The organism is Limnochordia bacterium (genome assembly GCA_023230925.1).
In the GTDB taxonomy this organism is placed as follows: Bacteria; Bacillota; Limnochordia; order DUMW01; family DUMW01; genus JALNWK01.
Genome location: JALNWK010000016.1, coordinates 37,323 through 56,959 on the forward strand (window position 1 = coordinate 37,323; position 19,637 = coordinate 56,959).

The window sequence follows — 19,637 nt, forward strand, 5'->3', positions numbered from 1 at the left end:
CTTTTTCCAAGACGGCCCCTCGTGCCATCTCGGAGAGGCCAATTCGTCAGGCAAGGAGGTATCAGAATTAAGATGTTCCGTCGTCGCACCAAATACATCATTTTGACGTTCAGTGTCATCTTTGTTCTTACCATGTCGTCGAACCACATGTTCGCAGCCGAAGAAAAGGTTTCCATTGTGTTTTACCACCGTGGCTACACCACCGAAGTTGAGTGGGCCGAGGCCGTTATTGAACGGTTTGAGGCGCTAAACCCTCACATCATGGTAGAGTCGCTTTCTAGCGGGTCCGGCGGAGGTAGCGAATTTTCGGAGAAGCTCACCGTCCTGGTCGCCTCGGGTAACGCACCAGATGTCTTCTACGGGTCCACCGACAAACTGGGCTTCATTCTCAAGGGGTGGACTAGGGACCTCATGCCCTTCATAGAAAGAGACGCCACTGAAATAGCCCTCGACGACTTCTTTCCGGGTGTCATGGATAGCTTCGTTCGTTCAGGCGCAATCCATGGCATTCCACTCACCGTAACCCCACAACTAATATTCTATAACAAGGACATGTTTGCTGAAGCAGGGACATCTGCTCCTCCGTCTGACTGGAACGACACCCAATGGACATGGGATGCCTTCATCGACGTGAGTCGCAAGTTAACAGTCACCAATGCAGATGGTACCTACTCACAACTGGCCTTAAGCCAAGCAACAGATATGCAGCTCCCAGACGTCTCGTGGATGTTTGGTGGTGATTGGTTTGACGAAGAGGCCTACCGCACGGGTTACCCCACACACTCTACGATGCTCACTACCGAAAACGTGATAGCATTTGAGGCGATTGCAGACCTATATGCGCACTACGCGGCCGCCGGCCCTCGAAAGGGAATTGATACTTACTACGGATTTGGCCGAGGGCAGATCGCTATGGACTGGATCGGCGCTTACAAGCTTAACAACTATGTCGAAACACAGCTGGCGGGCGGCATGAGTTTTGCGTGGGGACTGGCAGCCACCCCTCTGGTCGATAACCGGGACAACACGCGTTGGACTGATCCGTTGTTCATTTCATCGACTACTGAAAATGCTGAGGCCGCCTGGGAGTTTGTTAAGTTCGCAACCGGGGCCGAGGGCCAGCGGCTTTGGGCCGAGATAACCGGTAAGATTCCGGCTCGCCGGAGCACGCTCTTTGCCTTTGTGGACCAAATGGCTGGTCTCTCTGGACTACCCGCAGGCGATATTGCCCAAGCAGTGGGCGGAGCGCTTGAAAACGGACGACGCTCGCTAGAAGAAGCGATCGCAGACCTACCACTCGAGATATTCAACAACCGCGCTCAATGGATCGCACCGATGCTAAACGGGCGGATACCAGTACGGTCAGGGTTAGCCGAGATGGATCGTACACTCAATGCGATTATTGCTGAGCGCAATTGGCATTAAGAAGGAGAATAAAATGAAAACTCTTGAAATCCATAGCACATCATCGTTCAATCTGGCCGTCAATAACGTAGCGCTCATCGCCGGCATAGCAATGCTGTTCGCACTTGCTATACCATTCGTTGTTGTGGGGACATCGCAGGCTAATGTCGCCTTGACTGACCTACAACTGAGCGTCGGCGAGCTAGTACAGCCCTTTTCAAGTGACACGCTCTCGTATTTCGCCAGTGTGCCGGAGACCGAGTCGGGCATAAGTGTGGTACCATTTACTAATGATCCAAGTGCAATCATCACGGTGCAGATCAACGGCGAACAGCCAACAGTAGTCAACAATGCTACCGCAAGCCCAACGCTTCCGCTTGAGATTGGTAACAATGTGATTATCGTGAGCGTGGCTTCCGCGCATGCATCTCAGCAGAGTCGAGCGTATCGGCTCACGATTCCTAAGCGAACAGTGCGTTTTCAGGAGGGGGCTGGGGCGTACTCAGGTACATTCGACACGCAGATCGCCCAGGCAGTCAAGTACGTCGACCATAACATGGGCGCACAACACAAATTCGAAGTTGGGTACTCAGGACCTTGGGCGAGAGACCAAAAGTACGCAATGATTCGGTTCGACAACCTGCCCATCCCGGATGATGCAACAATTACCGAGGCCACCCTAAACGTGTGGTATTTTGGAGATCGCTTAAGCAGCGGTTATGAGAACAAGTTTCCCGATAAGGAAGTGTATATGCATCGGATTCGTATCCCCTGGATCGAAGGAAACGGCGGCACAGAAACCTCTCACGACGGTTTACCCGGTCAACCAGGTGAAACCACCTGGAACAACTTTATGAAGGAGTCTGCCCCGTTCCATTTTGATATCATCGATTCAATAGTGGTAGGAACCGAACCTAACTGGTTCTCATTTGAACTCACAGATCTTGCTAACGACTGGCTCAAAGGGAAACTTCCCAATTACGGCGTGTTGCTCAAAACCTATGAGTACCCAAGTAACGGTGATGAGCGGATGATTGGAACCAAGCAGTTTCGGTCAAGCGAGTACGTAAACGTAACCGAACGCCCATATCTGAGTGTTATATTCACAGTACCATTACAGGGGTTAACGTTAGACGTCAGTGCTTTAGTGTTGACGGCCGGTCAAGACCCGTTTGCTATAACTGCCTTTCCAAGGCCGCTCAACGCAGAGTACACCGGAATCGAATGGTCTTCAAGCAACGATGCTGTGGCGAAGGTAAGCCAAGGGCTCATCACGCCCGTAAGCAAGGGCCTAGCTGTGGTGCGTGCTACGGTCTCTGATGGCACCATAAGCTACTCGGCAGAAATAGAAGTCACGGTAAAATAACCATAGTGACTTCGTTGACTCGCTAGCTCCGGAGCGCAGGAACTGATGGCGGGGCAGAGATGTTCGTGCCTTGTGCCGGGCACTCGGCCTCGCCAACCGTTTCCTGTAGTTTGGGTGAAAGCACAGCGTCTGGCGGTGCAAATCGCCACGCAAAGCTATCGCAAATATCACGGCAATGCCACTTGACTTAAAGAAGGGAGTGCGGAAAGCTTGTTGCAAAAAACGCGCTGCAGTGCGCTGATTCTGATCGTTCTGCTTCAGCTGATGGGGAGCCCGGTTTCGAGCGCAGAAGTGGGGGCCTCAAATGTAGTGACTGTAAAGTCGCAGTGGCAGATCGGCACCACCAAGGACCCAGCGGGACTCCTTATCGGTGGCGTAGCAACACAACCAAAGGGAGAACCTTCGCTGATTTCTGCGAGACTCACCGTAGGTTCATCCGGATGGTTCCCCGTTTGGTTTGTCACGTTGGAAAGTCCGGTTAAGGCCGACTCCGAAAGTAGTGTAGTACAAAGCACAAAGATAGGCCCGCTTTCCCTGGCGCCAGGTGTAGATTACCAAAGCGTCATCAGTTACAATCCCGAGGAGGGCGTTGCTTCGCTCGCAGTGCGGGATGCGTCAGGCAAAACCCTATCTTACGTATGCAGTGGCTAACGCCGATGTTTTCATGAACCAGTATCCATGGTACGAACCGGTTGAAACAAAATGGAGTCTGGGAACGAAAGTTAACGGCACATTTGTGCCCAGAAAAACTTTGAATCCTGGTACTGATATATGGGTACGAGTCGTAACTGAGACGCAAGGAACAGGCCAGTTTCGATTAGTTGTACACGAAGAGACTAAGTGCAGAGCAATCGCAATGTTTGATGCCCAGCAGGGCGAGATGCTAATTCCTATACAAAGCAATGTTCTACCCTTAGGTTCAACGACCGTCGCTTTGCAATACCTCGAAGACGGACACGTCCAGTTCACGGATCATCAACAGGTTGTCGTGGGCAATCTCCAAGCTTCACTCGGTTCGGTGAGGCTAGATCGGAGAGACGACCTACTCAAGGCTACTATGCAGCTACGCAGTGAGGTCTTTCTGTACGACCTTCAGGTGAGACTTGCTGGCGAGTTGGAGAGTTTGGTCTGGGACAACCAAAGACAGGCCTACATGGCCAAGCCGTACGGGGTGCTTGAGGAAGTAGGCAACAACGTGGCAAACATTACGTTCATACAGCCCGGAGCAACCAACATCCCTATCGCATTCACCGTGCCCGAGGAACCCGGACTGTGGCGGGCACGGTTTTCGTTCTCGGTCACGCCTGATCTGGCGGTGAAATGGACAGGTAACGAACACGTTTTTGCCACAACAACCCCGACCAAACTAGTACAATTACAAGGAGTCAGTTTACCCGTGCCAAAAGACATATCAACTCTACGGTTCTGTACGTACAACATAATGGGTTTTCAAGGCTATCCGGAATCGGAAGCAGCCGTGGCACTTGGGGCGCCAAACGACCAGCGCCGCATTGACCACTTCAAAGAGGTCTTCAACCAGCTTGATTGTGACGTGGTGGGAATACAAGAGGCTGGCTCGGCGGAGATGCTCGAACGACTGGCCGCTGCTCTGAACATGCATGTCGCGATCTATCCGTCTTCGACCATTTACTTGGGAGGGTTGTTGAGTCGCTTCCCAATCTTGGAAAGTCGCCAAATCAACAACGCATACGTCACCGGAGGCCCATTCAGCCGTTTTGCTGGTGCCTCATTACTTGATCTTGATGGTCAACCCACATGGGTGGTAAATCTACATGCCTACCCACACAGTGAGGCAACTCGCGTGGAGGAGGCCAAGTTGCTGGGCAAACAAGTGGATGACTTCCTACAAAGAAATCCACGCGTCATCGTGCTTGGTGACTTCAACTCACGGCCTGGGGAAGTTCTACACGCGACACTCACTCAGCGCGGATTTGTGAATGCACTTGAGATCAGCAGTAAAAACGGCGTACCGGCAATCGACCACATCTACGTCAGCGAAGCACTGAAGTCCCAACTTGACGTAGGCTGGATTGTGCGTCATCCCGGATTTGATCTGCATGGGTTGGAGGGTCCAGGCATTTGGGTACACTCCGACCACGTGCCTACGGTTGTGGAGCTGAAGTGTCAGTAGTGACTTCATGCTGCTAAAGGCCGTACGATGTGCCACTACCGAGGAACAGTGAGTCCAGGGGTGTTGCGTGATCTCGAAATACGGGAATGAAGAAGTTTCACCGCTGGTATACTTCGGCCCAGTTACCATGCCGACTATTGGCGACCCTGTATACAGAGGTACACAGGGTCGCCAATAGTCGGCATTCTCGTCACGCGTAGCGTTTCTCGTTTAGTCAGTCACAAAAGAAAAGGAAGAGGAAGGTTTGTCACCGTCACCGTGCTGCTTATTTATAGAGAGGTAGTCGTACTCATTTACCGACAACAGCGGATTAACGCATGTTAACATAATATCCATTATACGAACCAATGCTGGTACTAAAGAACCACCTCTCTCTTTGTTCTTTAGTACGATGAAGTCATTGCAGATAACCAGTTTTCTCTCTACAGCGATTCCGGCTTCACGGGAACGAGTAGTTTCTGGCCAGGATAAATCAAGGGATTCCTAAGCTCGTTCAGTTTGCAGATATAATCGACCATCTTCCGGGTATCTGTTTTTACGTCCGCGCAATCGCGGGCAATACTCCACAGTGTATCTCCTGGTTTTACAGTAATCTCAATGTGATTGTAGGTTAGTAGCTCCGAGCCCACAGTTACTCGCATCAATGCTGCCACGCCAATCAAGAGACACACAATCAGGAGTAAAACCAGTCTTCCGTTATTCGTATTTCGTTTCCGCTTAGTCTCCCACGTTTGCTCCCTGTAACAACTATGGTTGTACATTGAAGATCACTCCCTTGACCTTTTCAGCTCTCCAACATGTTACATTTGTCGCTGCGAACATGTGTTGCCCGACCGTATGTTCGGTACACTGCTTTTAGGATATCAAATCCGGAGAAGAAAGTCAAGAAAATGGCGAACCTGTGTTTGTATGCGCCAATCGAACCTTTGTTTGAAACGTCTGTTCTCCTATGTTATAATACAGATGCCAAAAAGCTCATAGAAAACTACATACACACACGTTAAAATCTGGAACGAGGAGGTGGAATTTGCTATGAACGGTGATTTGACTGTACGACAACGGGAGATCCTTGAGATCATCAAACAGCATGTTGAAGCCAACGGTTATCCCCCGTCAGTTCGGGAGATCGCTAGCTCTGTAGGTCTGAAATCTACCTCCACCGTACACGGTCACTTAGTGAAACTCGAACAAAAAGGTTATCTTCGACGGGATCCATCCAAGCCAAGGGCTCTGGAGATAACCGATAAGGCAGGTTCAGTGCCACGGGACGTTGTAAGTGTCCCTATTGTTGGTAATGTTACAGCTGGTGAACCGATTCTCGCCACCGAAAACATTGAAGAGCACTTCGCACTCCCAAAGGATTTTATACGAACAGAGGAAAATGTATTCATGTTACGGGTCCAAGGCAGTAGCATGATTGGTGCTGGAATTTTGGATAATGATTTTGTGCTGGTCAAACAGCAGAATGCGGCCTACAATGGAGATATCGTAGTTGCCATGCTCGATGATGAGGTCACGGTAAAACGCTTTTACCGCGAGACGGATACAATCCGATTACAACCGGAAAACCCCTCAATGGAACCAATTTACTCTAGTAGCGTAGCAGTGCTAGGCAAGGTCATTGGTGTTCTAAGAAGGTTCGAATAGTTTGTCTGAGGGAGGGCACCGGTGGGCACCCCTCCCCCATTACTGTGTTCTACTTTGTGGAGAATCTGCCCATCATCATGGAAACACCAATCCAATAGGAAGACTATCTTTCAAATTCAAATCAAGCTCTCCCTTGGTTAGTCTATGATCACATCACCTCGAAGTGCAACCATTATCCGACTATCCCTGCAGCTCCTTAACACCTCGACTCATTAGCTAGTATGCACCACTCGTATAAAACCCGTAGACTACTCAGCCTCTAATGCCTGAACACCCAAAATCGTGAAGAACATATTCAACGCCTGCTGCTTACCTAGTACGGCAGCGTCTTTAGAATTAACAAGGGGTAGCGAAGCTTCTTCTTTCCGCGCAATGCGGTAAGCTTCGTCTACCCCTTGTTCTTGAATCCACAACATCAGTTTATCGTACATTTCCCGGCGGGCCTGGGCCTGCTCATTCCAAAACTCCGGGTCAGAAGTCAAGGAACTTGCCAGCAGGTCCTGCTTAGCCAGTCGCTTGAACTTCTTTAGCCCCCTCAAGACGTCTTCATCGTCGACAATAAACATCGGTATCGCCCCCTTTGAAATTGCGTCCATCAGTGATTATTCACTTCCATAGTTCTGCACTAGATGGCAGAAATCCTTCTCCGCGAAATATGCTTTACCTACCAATTAGTGTCCACTATCAGCGATATACTATACTAATTATTGCTAGACTAAACAAATCTCTGTCGGTCAAAATAATAGTGCCGCGGTGGATCACAAAGGAGGTAATAGCGTTGCACATAAGATCAAAGGTTGCAGCCTTGTTTCTGATTCTTTACGCAGCAACCATTTGACTCTATGCCGGAAATGCCCAGTGTAACGAAACCGTAGTTAACCTTGCATTCAGTAACGAAAATCGGTCCGTCACTTTCCCAATGAAAGCGACGGCTTACACGGCTGGCTATGAATCAACAGGTAAATGGCTCGGTCATCCCGCGTATGGAGTCACCTACACCGGGGCACTGGCCACGGAAGGCCGCACTATTGCCGTAGACCCCGCAATTATTCCCCTGGGCAGCTGGGTCTATATTGAAGGACATGGTCTTTTCCATGCCGAAGATACAGGCGGTGCCATCAAGGGAAACCGAGTCGACATATTCATGGATGATGTCAACAAGGCAATCTCTTTCGGTGTACAGGAGGTTGAGCTTTGCCTGCTGAACCACTCCGTGTATTGAGCCTCGCGGCATCCAAAGGGGGAGAACTTTCTCCCCCTTTCAAAAACCCCTTCGAGACATTTCCTTTCGAACATCAGGGCACTTCAGATAATGATAAACAGCCCGCATATAGTCGTTTAACTCGAAATAGGCAGCACTAAGTAAGCAATGGGCATACTGATTGGTCTTATCTAGCTCGTGGGCCGCTTTTAACTCTGTAAGCGCCACTTGGGTTTCACCCTGGTTCCATAAAGTAATTCCCAAAAACAAGCGGATCCATACATTTTTCGGTTCCAATTCAATAATCCGTCTGAAGTGATTACCTGCCTGTACATAGTCTGCCAACGCCCATTCTACCAAACCGAGTACATTCAACGACAGTAGATTCTGGGGGTCTTGCTGGAGAAATGCTTGATATTTTACTTGCATCTGTTCGGCAAATTCCAAGTAGTTCTCCTTCTGTCTAATCTCCTCAATTTGGTCAAAAGCGGTGCCCAACTCTCCTAGGTTTACTAAGGCAGTTGCCTTGATCAGCTGCCCTTCTAGGGTATCAAGATCTTGGGTGTCTAGTAGTACCTGCCCCCACTCCACAGGGATAACTTGGGCCATGGACTGAATGCCAGGTACAAGAAGCACTAATAACATCATCGCCACGGTGCTGCTTACAAACATGCGCATAAAGACTCCCCCACTACGTGACTTGTAGTATTAAGGACATAAGTAGGAACAAAGCTACAACAACAACAAGTGCAATGGTTATACATGCAAGCACATACAACCATTTCCTTACAGTTTCCTTAGTAATTGCCAGGACTAATACCACAGCACACAATAACTGGCTCACTAGGCCAACCCAAATCCACGGCTTCATACCCATCGCTCCCCATCAACAGTATATGCTGCCAATGAAAGCGAGGTTTTTAGGGTAAGACGTCTTACCACATCATGACCAGCTACAGTCTCAGGTCAAACTGCCACTGACTCATCTCATCAAGCATGCCGTATTCAGTAAGGTCATACTGAATTGGCGTAATCGAAACGTATCCGTTTTTTACAGTCGCGGTATCGGTTGTGGGATCATCATCTAAATCCACCACATCACCCGCCATCCAATAGTAGGCCCGTCCCCTCGGATCAACCCTCTTGTCAAAAACGTCCCGGTAACGACGGGTACCCAACCGTGTACATTTGACTCCTTTGATATCGCCTTCCGGAACAGCCGGAACATTCACATTCAAAAGAGTATCCTTGGGAAGACCCTCTCGGCTGAATCGCTCAACAAGGTACTTGGCAATACTCGCCGATGGTGTATAGTCAAACTCCCCGGTATGGTTATGATCAAGATTAACAGAAACAGCCATAGCTAAGGCACCCATAATGGCTCCTTCGACAGCTGCAGAAACGGTACCGGAGTACAAAACGTCAGTCCCTAGGTTTGGACCTCGATTAATTCCGGAGATGACGATACTCGGTCTTTCCTCGCTGATGCCTTCCATGCCGAGCTTTACACAGTCAGCAGGTGTTCCATTTACCACGTATGTATCAATACCGCTAGAGGACTCTATCCGTTCTACCCGTAGCGGTCTATGTACCGTAATAGAATGACCAGTTCCACTCTGCTCCTCACTTGGTGCAACAATCATCACTCGACCAAGCTCCGCTATGGCTGAAGCCAATGCCCAAATGCCCGGAGCATTAATCCCATCATCGTTAGTAACTAGAATAAGCACCTAATTGATCACCCAGCCTTGCGAAATCTAATTGGCATATCTCGCTTCCTTAACTCCGTCAAGCTCGACAATCTGGGTCAACACCAAAGACCTATTCGTCTTCGGAGGAATCTCCAAACTCAGATCCAAAACAGCGCTGTTCTCGTCTTCCGATTGCAGATTAGCTCGCGTAATGTTAATCTTATAACCCGCCAACACCTCGGTCACCACCGCCAACTGTCCCGGACGATCCGCTATTTTCAGGATCAACCGATTGCGCTTGCTAGCCAGTAGTTTATATTCATATTTGTCCAATCCTCCGAGGGTAATCACGACCAGGATAGCTGATAATACAGCCCCCAAATAGAAACCACTACCTACCGCAAGTCCAATGCCAGCCACCACCCATAGACTGGCGGCAGTAGTCAGACCCCGAATAGTTGCGCCTTCTTTCATAATAGTTCCCGCTCCCAGAAAACCTATACCACTTACAACTTGAGCGGCGATCCGGCCAGGATCAAACGCAGGTACACGATCAGTGTATACACCCACCATACCATAGGAAGAAACAAGCATAATGAGGGCTGCACCAATACAGACGAGAATGTGTGTCCTGAGTCCCGCAGGACGACCATGGATTTCCCTCTCTAGGCCAATTGCTCCGCCTAGCAGAACAGCTACCGCTATTCGAGTAACAATCTGAAGACTGCTGATCAAAATCACTCACCCTATACTCGTCCGCCACATTTCGGACACTTGGACTCATGCCACGGCACCATGGTGCGACAGTGGGGACACTCTTTTTTTGTATCTTTCCCGCAATGGGGACAACTGGCCATCCGTTCCAGGTAGCGTTCACCACACCGGGGGCAACTGCCCAGTTTCCCTTTCGGGCGAAAAGTAATGTACAAAGATGCTATGATAGAAATCATAATCAGCGCCACTGGCTGGAATAAGAACGTAGAGGATACTACGAACATGGCCATAATCCAAAGCAGCGGATGTGCTTGACGGGGCTTGGCATCCCGTTGAATGAAGTAGCTTGCTATTACCAACACAATCAAGTTGACGACAATAGAAACCGGATCTAACTGAGGCATTTACTTTAACACTCCACTTATGCAAAACCTACTCCCGCGTATGGTTGCTGTCTAGAGAAACTTGCTAATCTTGGTCTTAATCCGGCACAAAGCATTATCCACTGACTTAGTATGTGTATCTAGCCTCAGCGCCATTTCCTTATATGACAACCCATTTATATACAACCTAAAGACCTTAAACTCAAAATCGCTCAGTACCTTCTTGATGTGTTCTTGAGTTTGCTTCAGCCGTTCGCGGTCAATAACCAGATCTTCGGGGTTGTCCACCTGCGAATTAGAAAGTACCTCCATTAAGGTACGGTCTCCTTCTAAATCATAAATCGGCTTGTGCAATGAAGTGTAACAGTTGAGTGGAATATGTTTCTGACGTGTTGTCCCTTTAATAGCACTAATAATGTTTCGCGTAATACATAACTTAGCAAAAGACCAGAATGACGAGGTGCCAGGAGTAAAATCCCTGATCGCCTTATATAACCCAATCATGCCTTCCTGGAGAAGATCATCGTCCTCAGCCCCTTGTAGAAAATAAGGGCGAGTCCAAATATAGACTAACTTTTGATATTTCATTAGCAGGTAATCAACTGCTTCATCGCAACCTTGCTGGGCCAGGTGAACAACCTCTTCATCTGATTGCTGACTAAAGTCTACCTCGGCATGCCATCGATGAGGTTCTGCCAATGCAGGACTCATATCACTCACATTTACTCACTCCCCAACCCAATAATAAAAAACAACAACCATCTAGTCCTTCCCGGCTCGACAGGAAATGCATAGAGCGGATAGAGACATCACTCACCTGAATGCCTCTAAGCTATCCGGGAACTGCAGGGCTCATATAAAAAGACGAAGGATATACATATATGGAATAGGAAGAGCCTTGAACTACAATTAATTGTAGCAAACTGCGGTGATGAAAGTCAAGCGTAACCGACGGGCCGGAATTATTACCCATCTTTTACACCGTATAAACCAAGCTCGGTGGGAACCCGTCGGTATACAAACAACTAGGCAGATGTCTCGGATAGTTTTCCCGCGATGGCCGCCAGTGTTAGCTGCCAGTGCGCCAAGGACGTTCCCCCCTGGAAGTAGACCACATAAGGCGGACGCACGGGTCCGTCAGCGGACAATTCACTAGAAGACCCTTGGATGAAACTTCCTGAAGCCATGAGAACGGCATCATCGTACCCTGGGAGCACCGATGCTTCCAGCTGGAAATGATGATCTACGGCCCCACTTTCCTGAACGGCCTGACACACCAGCTTCTGGGTAGCCGGATCCCCACACACCACAGCCTGTACAACGTCTCCGCGCAAATCATCCACCCCAGGATACACCTCAAAGCCAAGCCTGCGGAAAAAGGAGCCAATCAAGGTTACACCACACAAGGCCTCAGCCACCAGATGCGGTGCAAGCCAAAGTCCTTGAAAAAGCAACCGATTTAACCCATAGCTTGGTCCTAGACGATTACCAAGTCCCGGCGCTGTGAGATGCTCCGCTACTTGTTCAACTAATTCACCCTTGCCCACGACGTAACCCCCCCCAGGTGCAATAGTACCCCCTGGGTTCTTAATAAGCGAACCGGCCATGAGATCAACACCCACATCTGTAGGTTCTCTCTCCTCCACAAACTCCCCATAGCAGTTGTCCACAAAGATAATCGACTCTGGGAATCTCTCCTTTAAGTGCACAACGGCGGTCTGGATCTGTGGCACGGTCAGGGCTGGTCGCAGACTATACCCTCTGGATCTTTGAAGTAGGATCATCCTTGGAACAACTGACACTTTCCCCAGGTCCCTAGGGCTAAACTGTCCCTCTGGGAAAAGATTAATCTCTTGGTATCTAACCTGCCACTTCTCTAGCGAATTCGGCGAATCACCTTTTTGCCCGATCACCATCTGCAAAGTATCATAGGGAGCTCCCGTAACGCTTAATAGCAGATCCTGCGGCTTTAGAAGACCGAACAGGCAACAAGTAATGGCTTGAGTTCCTGAGGTAATCTGGGGCCTAACTAGGGCCTCCTCCGTATTGAAAATCTCAGAGTAAACCTCTTCTAATGCTTCCCGCCCCACATCACCATATCCGTAGCCGGTACTCCCCGAGAAGTAGTAGTCGGTTACTCGTGCTTTATGAAACGCGGAGAGCACCTTCGCTTGATTCTTAAGCTCTGTTTGTCGTATCTGTTCCATTTGTGCCGCTATTTCGGCCATGGACTCGGCCAATAGCTCATGCCAATCCTGCATAATCATTCCTCTTCTAGTTTCTTGCGTGCAGCTGTAAACACCGACTTAGGAGATATAGACTCTCCTCCGAGTTTCTTCACTTGGTCCTGACCCAAAGTCTTCTCAGAATGAACGTACAACCGCCATTTACCACTATCCGTTGGCATTACTTCGGTCTCTCCAGTAATCTTCATTTCATGCCAAAGAAGCGACACAGCCTTCGTCACTTCATCCTTTGATTCATACTCTAAAGCAAAGGACATCATCAAGAACCGCCCTCCTCTATTCGCTATGGTTGTTTAATGCACTTCTTAGCTTCTTAATGAAGCCTTCCACTGCAGTGCATGAATCCCTACCCGCTTCTTGGATTAGCTTGGCCAAAGCACTACCCACAATGACTCCATCGGCGATTCCTGCTACTTCAGCAGCTTGTTCGGCCGATGAAACCCCAAAACCAACTGCCACCGGCAAGTCGACGTTCTCCTTGATCCTGTTAACTAGTTCAACCAAATCAGCCGGAAGCTGCTCCCGGGGACCGGTTACCCCAGTTAAGGATACCGCATAGACAAAACCCTTAGAACGTTCCCCGATGGCCTTAATCCTCTCGGCCGGTGTATTGGGAGCAACCAAGTAAACAAGGTCAATACCGGCCTTGCTTGCCTTCTCCTCTAGGCACGCCGCTTCTTCATAGGGAAGATCCGGAACGATTAATCCTGCAACCCCCGCCTGACTAGCAGCCTCCACGAAACGGTCCTCTCCCCAACAGTATACCAGGTTATAGTAGACCATGAAAACTAGTTCCGTGGATAGCTCCTCTTTCCTGATCTGTCTTGCGGCACATCCTACCATGTCCATGATCTTGGCAATAGTAGCGCCGCCTTTTAGGGATTCAACGGCGGCCATCTGCAGAATTGGTCCGTCAGCTAAGGGATCGGAAAAGGGAATACCGATCTCAATAATATCCGCTCCATTACGGGCTGCAGTTAGGATCAACTCCTTACTAGTGGCCAGATCCGGGTAACCTGCTGTCAGATAGGGCATTAAAGTACTCCTATGTCTAAATTGTTTTTGCAGTCTACTCACGTCCTGCTCCCCCGTTTCTATGAATCTCGTGAATTTGCATGACGTCCTTATCCCCTCTCCCCGACAGATTAATTACAACAATCTGGTCCGCGGAAAAGGCCGAGGCCATCTTCTGGACATAGGCTACTGCGTGGGCACTCTCCAATGCAGGAATGATGCCCTCTGCCCTACATAAGAGATCGAAAGCCTCAAGAGCTTCGTCGTCCGTTACTGGATAGTATTCAGCTCGCTTTTGATCCGCAAGGTAGCTATGCTCCGGGCCAACACCGGGATAGTCTAATCCGGCGGATATGGAATAAACAGGAGTGATTTGGCCATCTTCATCGTGCATTAGATAGCTAAAGGCACCATGAAGTACACCCTTTGTGCCCTTGGCAATACATGCAGCATGCTGATCTGTGTCAAGGCCAAGCCCACCGGCCTCCACACCGACTAAGCGAACGGAAGGATCTCCTACGAAGGCGTGAAATATTCCCATGGCATTGCTTCCGCCGCCGACAGCAGCAACGATACAATCCGGTAGGCGACCTTCGTGATGCAAAATCTGCTCCTTTGTCTCCTTACCAATGACAGCTTGAAAATCACGCACAATAACCGGATATGGGTGGGGACCAACGACGGAACCGATCAAGTAATAAGAATCCTCAACGTTAGAAACCCAGTACCTTATGGCCTCGTTGCACGCATCCTTCAATGTGCCGGTACCCGATGTCACAGATTCAACCCGTGCCCCCAAAAGTTCCATGCGAAAGACATTTAGCGACTGACGTCTAATGTCTTCCTCTCCCATGAATACCACACACTCCATGCCAAACATGGCCGCTGCCGTAGCAGTAGCTACTCCATGTTGCCCGGCACCGGTCTCGGCAATCACCTTACGCTTACCCATCCTCTTTGCCAAAAGAATCTGCCCAAGGGTGTTATTGATTTTATGGGCACCGGTATGATTGAGATCCTCCCGTTTCAGATAGACCTTCGGTCCTCCAAGAACACGGGTAAGCTGCTCTGCAAAATATAAAGGAGTAGGACGTCCTGAATACTCCGTCAAGTACCAATTCAACTCATCCCAAAATGTAGGGTCACCCTTGGCAGCCCGATAGGCCTCCACAAGTTCATCAAGGGCGGGTATAAGTGTCTCAGGTACATACCTGCCTCCATACGGGCCAAAATGACCATTTCCTTCAGGTACTGTCATTGCTATTCCTCACCTTCTTCAAGAACTCACGTACTTTACTGTAATCCTTTTTCCCCGGATAAGCCTCAACACCGCTACACACATCAATGCCAACTGGTCTTACTTTTTTGATTCCTTGGCAGACATTCTCCGGGGTTAACCCGCCTGCCAGAATTACAGGAACCCTACAGGCCATCTTGCGAGCAAGGTTCCAATCGCATGTAACGCCTGTCCCACCTACCACACCATCTACACAGCTATCTACTAGAAATGCATCGGCCGGATAGCGTTCAATCCCGTCCAGCATATCATTATCAGTTAGATGAAGAACCTTAATCACTCGATGGTACCGAGTTAAAGCATAACATTCCGTAGGATTATAGTACCCGTGAAGCTGGACCACATCCAATCGAACTTTGCCTGCGATATCAACGATATCATTAAATGAATGATCTACGAAGACACCTACTATCTTAGTAAACACAGGCAAGGCCGAAGTAATCTCACAAGCTGTTTCCACGGATATAGCCCTTGGACTTCGTGGAGCAAAAATGAGTCCAAGGGCATTTGCGCCAAGCTCCACTGCATTAAGGGCGTCATCTTTATTAGTTATACCGCAAATCTTCACCTGAATCAACCGGACCCACCACCTAAGCCAGTGATAGAAGCTTCTGCAACATCTGCGAAGGGTAACTATCACTGCATAGTGCTTCTCCAATAAGGATTCCATCGACTCCACAGTCTTTGATCTTCCTGATATCCTCACCAGTTCTAATCCCACTCTCACTGATCACCACACATCCAGAAGGGATAAGTGGGCGGAGCCTTAAGGTCACATCAAGACTCACTGTGAAGTCTGCTAGATTACGATTGTTGATACCAATCATCTGAGCCCCTGCTTCCAATGCCTGATAGACTTCCTCTTCATTGTGAACCTCAACAAGGCATTCCAGACCCAAACTAGAGGAATACTCTAGCAACCGTTTCAGTTCATCAGGTCCTAGGGCTGCCACTATTAGCAGTACAGCATCAGCTCCCCACAGACGCGCCTGAAGAACCTGGTACGGATCAATAACGAAGTCCTTCCGCAGAATGGGCAGATTAGTTGCGGTCCTTGCTTGGATCAAGTCTTCTCCACTTCCATGAAAGAATTCCTCATCAGTAAGCACAGAGATTGCAGTTGCACCGGCCCGCTCATAGGCCCAAGCTGTATAGGCAGCTTGTAGGTCACCATTGATGACACCCTTTGACGGTGATGCACGCTTAATCTCAGCTATGATCCCAATGGGACATGCCTGCAGAAGACTGTCGGACAGACTCCTGCAGCTATTAGGAGATGCCACTTCCAGTCTCTGGGCAAGGGCCTCAAAGGAACAGCGCTTCTTCTCTGCTGCCAGCTGTGCACGTTTACATGCAAGAATTCGCTGTAGCATCACCTGCACACCTCCTGGAAAACATCTGTAACTTGTGTAGCTTCTCCAGTGCCTGGCCTGAATCGACTATCTCAGCGGCCAACTGAACCCCTTGTTTTAGATTCTGCGCAAGCCCTGCTACCAACAATGCAGCGGCGGCATTAGCCAGTGCCACATCACGGTAAGGACCCCTCTCTCCGGTCAACACCCGTTCGATAATCGCTGCGTTTTCCGCGGCACTACCTCCGGTAATATCTTGTTTCTTCACCGAGAGAAAGCCAAAATCTCTCGAATCAACGAGGTAGGTATCTACCGTGCCATTTTTCAAATGTGACACTAAGGTAGGTGCGCCCAATGAGACCTCATCAATACCGTCGGTACCGAACACAACTAAGGCTTCTTTAGTGCCCAGTCGGGCCAATGCTTCGGCCAGAAGCTCCGTAAGCTCCGCTTTGTAAACGCCAACCACTTGATACTCGGCACAGGCGGGATTGCTCAAGGGACCTAGAATGTTAAAAATGGTTCGGATCCCAATCTCCTTACGAGGACCAATAGCATGCCGCATAGCTGTATGAAACACCGGACTGAACAAGAAGCCAATCCCCGTTTCGTTAATGCATTGCTCCACTTGCGCAGGCGTCAGATCCACGTAGATCCCTAACGCCTCCAATACATCAGCACTACCGCACTTACTTGATACCGAGCGGTTACCATGTTTGGCTACATGCAAGCCTGCGCCAGCTACAATAAACGCTGCCGTGGTGGAAATATTGAAGGTATTGGCACCATCACCACCGGTCCCACAAGTGTCTACCAACTTGGAAACCTTTGGACGGATCTGTGTCGCAAGGCTACGCATGGTCCGTGCAGACCCGGCCACTTCATCAAGGGTCTCTCCTTTCATTCGCAGAGCCGTGATATACGCAGATATCTGTGCAGGGGTGGCCTCCCCACTCATAATCTCGTTCATCACCAATGAGGCCTCACACTCACTAAGGTCATATCCATCACTGAGCTTGGCAATAGCCTCCCTAATCATGGGGCAACCCTCCTTTCCCCAATGACCGACTGCTCTGCGCGACTAATCGCTGCAAGCATTGCCCTCGCCTTATCCAGTGTTTCCCGATACTCGTTTTCCGGAATAGACTGGGCAACAATACCAGCCCCAGCCTGAACGTAAGCGGAACCGTTCCTGCAGAGAATGGTCCTAATGGTAATACACTGGTCCATGTTCCCGTGGTAACTGAAGTATCCCACCGCACCGGCATAGGGACCACGCCGGTGCGGCTCCAGCTCGGCGATCATATCCATGGCTGGTCCCTTCGGAAACCCGGTTACAGTGCCCGCGGGAAACACCCTTTTGAACAGATCAATTTGGTCCTTATCCGGCTGCAGTGTGCCGGTGATCCGACTCACCATATGCATCACATGGGAGTACTTGACAATCTTCATAGACTCCTTTACGGAAACAGTACCTGGAACACAGATTCCTGTAATCTCTTGCATCCCCAACTCAACCAACATCCGATGCTCGGCTAACTCCTTCTCATCAGCCAGAAGCTCAATGGCATAGGCCTCATCTAAGGCACTAGTACTTCCCCGTTTTCGCGTGCCAGCAATAGGGTGAATCTCCACGGTCCCCTCTTCTATTCGCACCAGTACCTCAGGGCTTGATCCGACTAACTGGTAATCGCCCAGATCAAGATAGAACATGTATGATGATGGATTAAGGCTGCGTAAAGCTCGATACACTGCAAAGGATGAAACAGAAATAGGAACTTCAAAACGTTGGGAAAGCACCGCTTGTTGCAGACTACCCTGTCTAATTGCCTCCTTGACCCGCTCAACTGAAGCCAGGAAGTTATTCTTGGGCATGCCACTTGTAGCACTAATGCTGTAATTTTTCGAATCAGGTGGCAAGACCCTTAGCACACACGGTGTCTCGGTAATCTGCTTCACGGCACAGCTCAAGCGAGCTCCTGCCAACTGGTATTGTTCCTTGGAATCTCCATCTACCCTTACGTTAAGCACAACTTTGATTGTATGGTATAGATGATCAAAAACATAAACAAGATCCGGGATCATGTACACACAATCAAAGAGGTCCAACCCATCATCCTGATCCAAGGGCCGCGAAGAATCCAAATACGCCAGTTCGTAACTGGCATAGCCTACAGCTCCACCAGTAAAGGGTAGATCTAACACCGGTGCAGGCTGCATCTCTGCAAGAAGCTGCTTTACCACTTCCAGCGGGTGGTCTTGTCGAGACACTGTTGCTTGCTCTCTTTGTTCAACGATAACCTCTGTCCCTCTACTTTTGATGACCGTCTGCGGGGATACACCCAAGAAGGAATAGCGTCCGAATCTGTCTCCCTGTTCTACACTTTCTAACAGGAACCCTATACCCATATGAGTAACTTTGGACCACAGTGAAACAGGAGTCTCAAGATCAGCTGTTACCTCGCAGTACACAGGTACAGTCTTGTACTCCTTACTCAACTCAATAAACTCTCCTTCGCTTGGATACAAAAGCATTTAGATTCCCCCTCTGTTGATCACTTGTGGAATCTGAATAAAAAAAGGCCAGATCCCTGCATATAGGAACCTGACCATTACCATGCGTTACCACGCGACTCATCTCATCTCATCTCATCTCTGCTCAGCTCAGACTCCACTATGCTCTCCATATTTAGTTGTTAACCCCGCTACCGAGGTTAGCTTAAATTATAGAAAAACTGCTACCGATTGTCAAGGGCACCATAGCAATTCATCCAAGAGTAACTCCACCTCTGATACTGTATGTACTTCAAGATCGCCAATACTACGTCATCCAGCTCCCCTATCGGCTAGTCTACTGGTTCCCTGAACACTACCGGCCTGACGTGGCCATGTCTGCCACATTTATTCTGTATGACGACATTCCTATCCGTCTCAGTAGTATACAATAGTCCTTCAAGGCCGTAAGAAGACCACCGTTATCATACCATTATCATGCAACCGCGCCAATCCTGTAACTTTAGCATCAGAATGTCGCTGGATAATACACGGGGTTCATCTCCGTAAGTGTTGACCAAAATGAGTAAAAAAAGGACACCGGGTAATACTCCTAATAAGATAACAACCAAAAGGAGATGACCCGATGTCTACTATCAGTATACCCAGATTGTTTG

The 19,637-nt window shown here is 49.2% G+C and carries 21 protein-coding genes; 6 read left to right on the forward strand and 15 right to left on the reverse strand.

Features of this window, described 5'->3' with window-relative positions; all coding sequences use genetic code 11:
• Positions 1 to 72: 72 nt before the first annotated feature.
• From M0Q40_05360 to M0Q40_05375, 4 genes are all read left to right on the forward strand, one after another.
• Complete coding sequence (locus tag M0Q40_05360) at positions 73 to 1,425, forward strand: extracellular solute-binding protein (protein ID MCK9222039.1); 1,353 nt, start codon at positions 73 to 75, stop codon at positions 1,423 to 1,425.
• 13 nt (positions 1,426 to 1,438) lie between these two features.
• Positions 1,439 to 2,770 (forward strand): DNRLRE domain-containing protein, encoded by a 1,332-nt coding sequence (locus M0Q40_05365; GenBank protein ID MCK9222040.1) that lies wholly within the window; start codon positions 1,439 to 1,441, stop codon positions 2,768 to 2,770.
• Positions 2,771 to 3,079: 309 nt separating this feature from the next.
• Entirely contained in the window at positions 3,080 to 3,421 is a 342-nt protein-coding gene (locus M0Q40_05370) for a hypothetical protein (GenBank protein MCK9222041.1), read from the forward strand.
• Positions 3,360 to 4,922, forward strand: a complete 1,563-nt coding sequence (locus M0Q40_05375; GenBank protein MCK9222042.1) for an endonuclease/exonuclease/phosphatase family protein — start codon at positions 3,360 to 3,362, stop codon at positions 4,920 to 4,922. Before M0Q40_05370 ends, M0Q40_05375 begins: the two co-directional genes overlap by 62 nt.
• A 422-nt stretch (positions 4,923 to 5,344) precedes the next feature.
• On the opposite strand, the gene M0Q40_05380 is transcribed toward M0Q40_05375, so the two are convergent.
• Positions 5,345 to 5,683 (reverse strand): LysM peptidoglycan-binding domain-containing protein, encoded by a 339-nt coding sequence (locus M0Q40_05380; GenBank protein ID MCK9222043.1) that lies wholly within the window; start codon positions 5,681 to 5,683, stop codon positions 5,345 to 5,347.
• 271 nt (positions 5,684 to 5,954) lie between these two features.
• Between M0Q40_05380 and lexA the strand changes: the two genes are divergently transcribed.
• Complete coding sequence (gene lexA / locus M0Q40_05385) at positions 5,955 to 6,569, forward strand: transcriptional repressor LexA (protein MCK9222044.1); 615 nt, start codon at positions 5,955 to 5,957, stop codon at positions 6,567 to 6,569.
• A 248-nt stretch (positions 6,570 to 6,817) separates the two neighbouring features.
• On the opposite strand, the gene M0Q40_05390 is transcribed toward lexA, so the two are convergent.
• The gene (locus M0Q40_05390) at positions 6,818 to 7,135 is read right to left on the reverse strand and encodes a hypothetical protein (GenBank protein MCK9222045.1); all 318 of its coding nucleotides are present in this window, start codon (positions 7,133 to 7,135) and stop codon (positions 6,818 to 6,820) included.
• Positions 7,136 to 7,488: 353 nt separating this feature from the next.
• Between M0Q40_05390 and M0Q40_05395 the strand changes: the two genes are divergently transcribed.
• Entirely contained in the window at positions 7,489 to 7,791 is a 303-nt protein-coding gene (locus tag M0Q40_05395; GenBank protein ID MCK9222046.1) for a 3D domain-containing protein, read from the forward strand.
• A gap of 39 nt (positions 7,792 to 7,830) precedes the next feature.
• On the opposite strand, the gene M0Q40_05400 is transcribed toward M0Q40_05395, so the two are convergent.
• From M0Q40_05400 to M0Q40_05460, 13 genes are all read right to left on the reverse strand, one after another.
• Positions 7,831 to 8,448: a tetratricopeptide repeat protein gene (locus M0Q40_05400; GenBank protein ID MCK9222047.1), complete on the reverse strand. Its 618-nt coding sequence runs from the start codon at positions 8,446 to 8,448 to the stop codon at positions 7,831 to 7,833.
• 275 nt (positions 8,449 to 8,723) lie between these two features.
• Positions 8,724 to 9,500, reverse strand: a complete 777-nt coding sequence (gene surE / locus M0Q40_05405; protein MCK9222048.1) for a 5'/3'-nucleotidase SurE — start codon at positions 9,498 to 9,500, stop codon at positions 8,724 to 8,726.
• A 27-nt stretch (positions 9,501 to 9,527) separates the two neighbouring features.
• Positions 9,528 to 10,196, reverse strand: coding sequence for an MgtC/SapB family protein (locus tag M0Q40_05410; GenBank protein MCK9222049.1), 669 nt, complete (start codon positions 10,194 to 10,196; stop codon positions 9,528 to 9,530).
• Between the two features lie 11 nt (positions 10,197 to 10,207).
• On the reverse strand, positions 10,208 to 10,579 hold the full coding sequence (locus M0Q40_05415; GenBank protein ID MCK9222050.1) for a hypothetical protein: 372 nt from the start codon (positions 10,577 to 10,579) through the stop codon (positions 10,208 to 10,210).
• 51 nt (positions 10,580 to 10,630) lie between these two features.
• Positions 10,631 to 11,269, reverse strand: a complete 639-nt coding sequence (gene sigH / locus M0Q40_05420) for an RNA polymerase sporulation sigma factor SigH (protein MCK9222051.1) — start codon at positions 11,267 to 11,269, stop codon at positions 10,631 to 10,633.
• A 314-nt stretch (positions 11,270 to 11,583) separates the two neighbouring features.
• Positions 11,584 to 12,819, reverse strand: a complete 1,236-nt coding sequence (locus M0Q40_05425; protein MCK9222052.1) for a methionine gamma-lyase family protein — start codon at positions 12,817 to 12,819, stop codon at positions 11,584 to 11,586.
• A 2-nt stretch (positions 12,820 to 12,821) separates the two neighbouring features.
• On the reverse strand, positions 12,822 to 13,067 hold the full coding sequence (locus M0Q40_05430; protein MCK9222053.1) for a hypothetical protein: 246 nt from the start codon (positions 13,065 to 13,067) through the stop codon (positions 12,822 to 12,824).
• A gap of 13 nt (positions 13,068 to 13,080) precedes the next feature.
• Positions 13,081 to 13,839, reverse strand: coding sequence for a tryptophan synthase subunit alpha (gene trpA / locus M0Q40_05435; GenBank protein ID MCK9222054.1), 759 nt, complete (start codon positions 13,837 to 13,839; stop codon positions 13,081 to 13,083).
• A gap of 34 nt (positions 13,840 to 13,873) precedes the next feature.
• Complete coding sequence (gene trpB / locus M0Q40_05440; protein MCK9222055.1) at positions 13,874 to 15,076, reverse strand: tryptophan synthase subunit beta; 1,203 nt, start codon at positions 15,074 to 15,076, stop codon at positions 13,874 to 13,876.
• Positions 15,063 to 15,683: a phosphoribosylanthranilate isomerase gene (locus M0Q40_05445; GenBank protein ID MCK9222056.1), complete on the reverse strand. Its 621-nt coding sequence runs from the start codon at positions 15,681 to 15,683 to the stop codon at positions 15,063 to 15,065. The genes trpB and M0Q40_05445 overlap by 14 nt, the downstream gene beginning before the upstream one ends.
• 22 nt (positions 15,684 to 15,705) lie before the next feature.
• A complete protein-coding gene (trpC, locus tag M0Q40_05450) occupies positions 15,706 to 16,488 on the reverse strand; it encodes an indole-3-glycerol phosphate synthase TrpC (protein ID MCK9222057.1) in 783 nt (260 codons plus the stop codon).
• On the reverse strand, positions 16,463 to 17,506 hold the full coding sequence (gene trpD, locus M0Q40_05455; protein MCK9222058.1) for an anthranilate phosphoribosyltransferase: 1,044 nt from the start codon (positions 17,504 to 17,506) through the stop codon (positions 16,463 to 16,465). Before trpD ends, trpC begins: the two co-directional genes overlap by 26 nt.
• Complete coding sequence (locus M0Q40_05460; protein MCK9222059.1) at positions 17,503 to 19,002, reverse strand: chorismate-binding protein; 1,500 nt, start codon at positions 19,000 to 19,002, stop codon at positions 17,503 to 17,505. Before M0Q40_05460 ends, trpD begins: the two co-directional genes overlap by 4 nt.
• Positions 19,003 to 19,637: the final 635 nt, after the last annotated feature.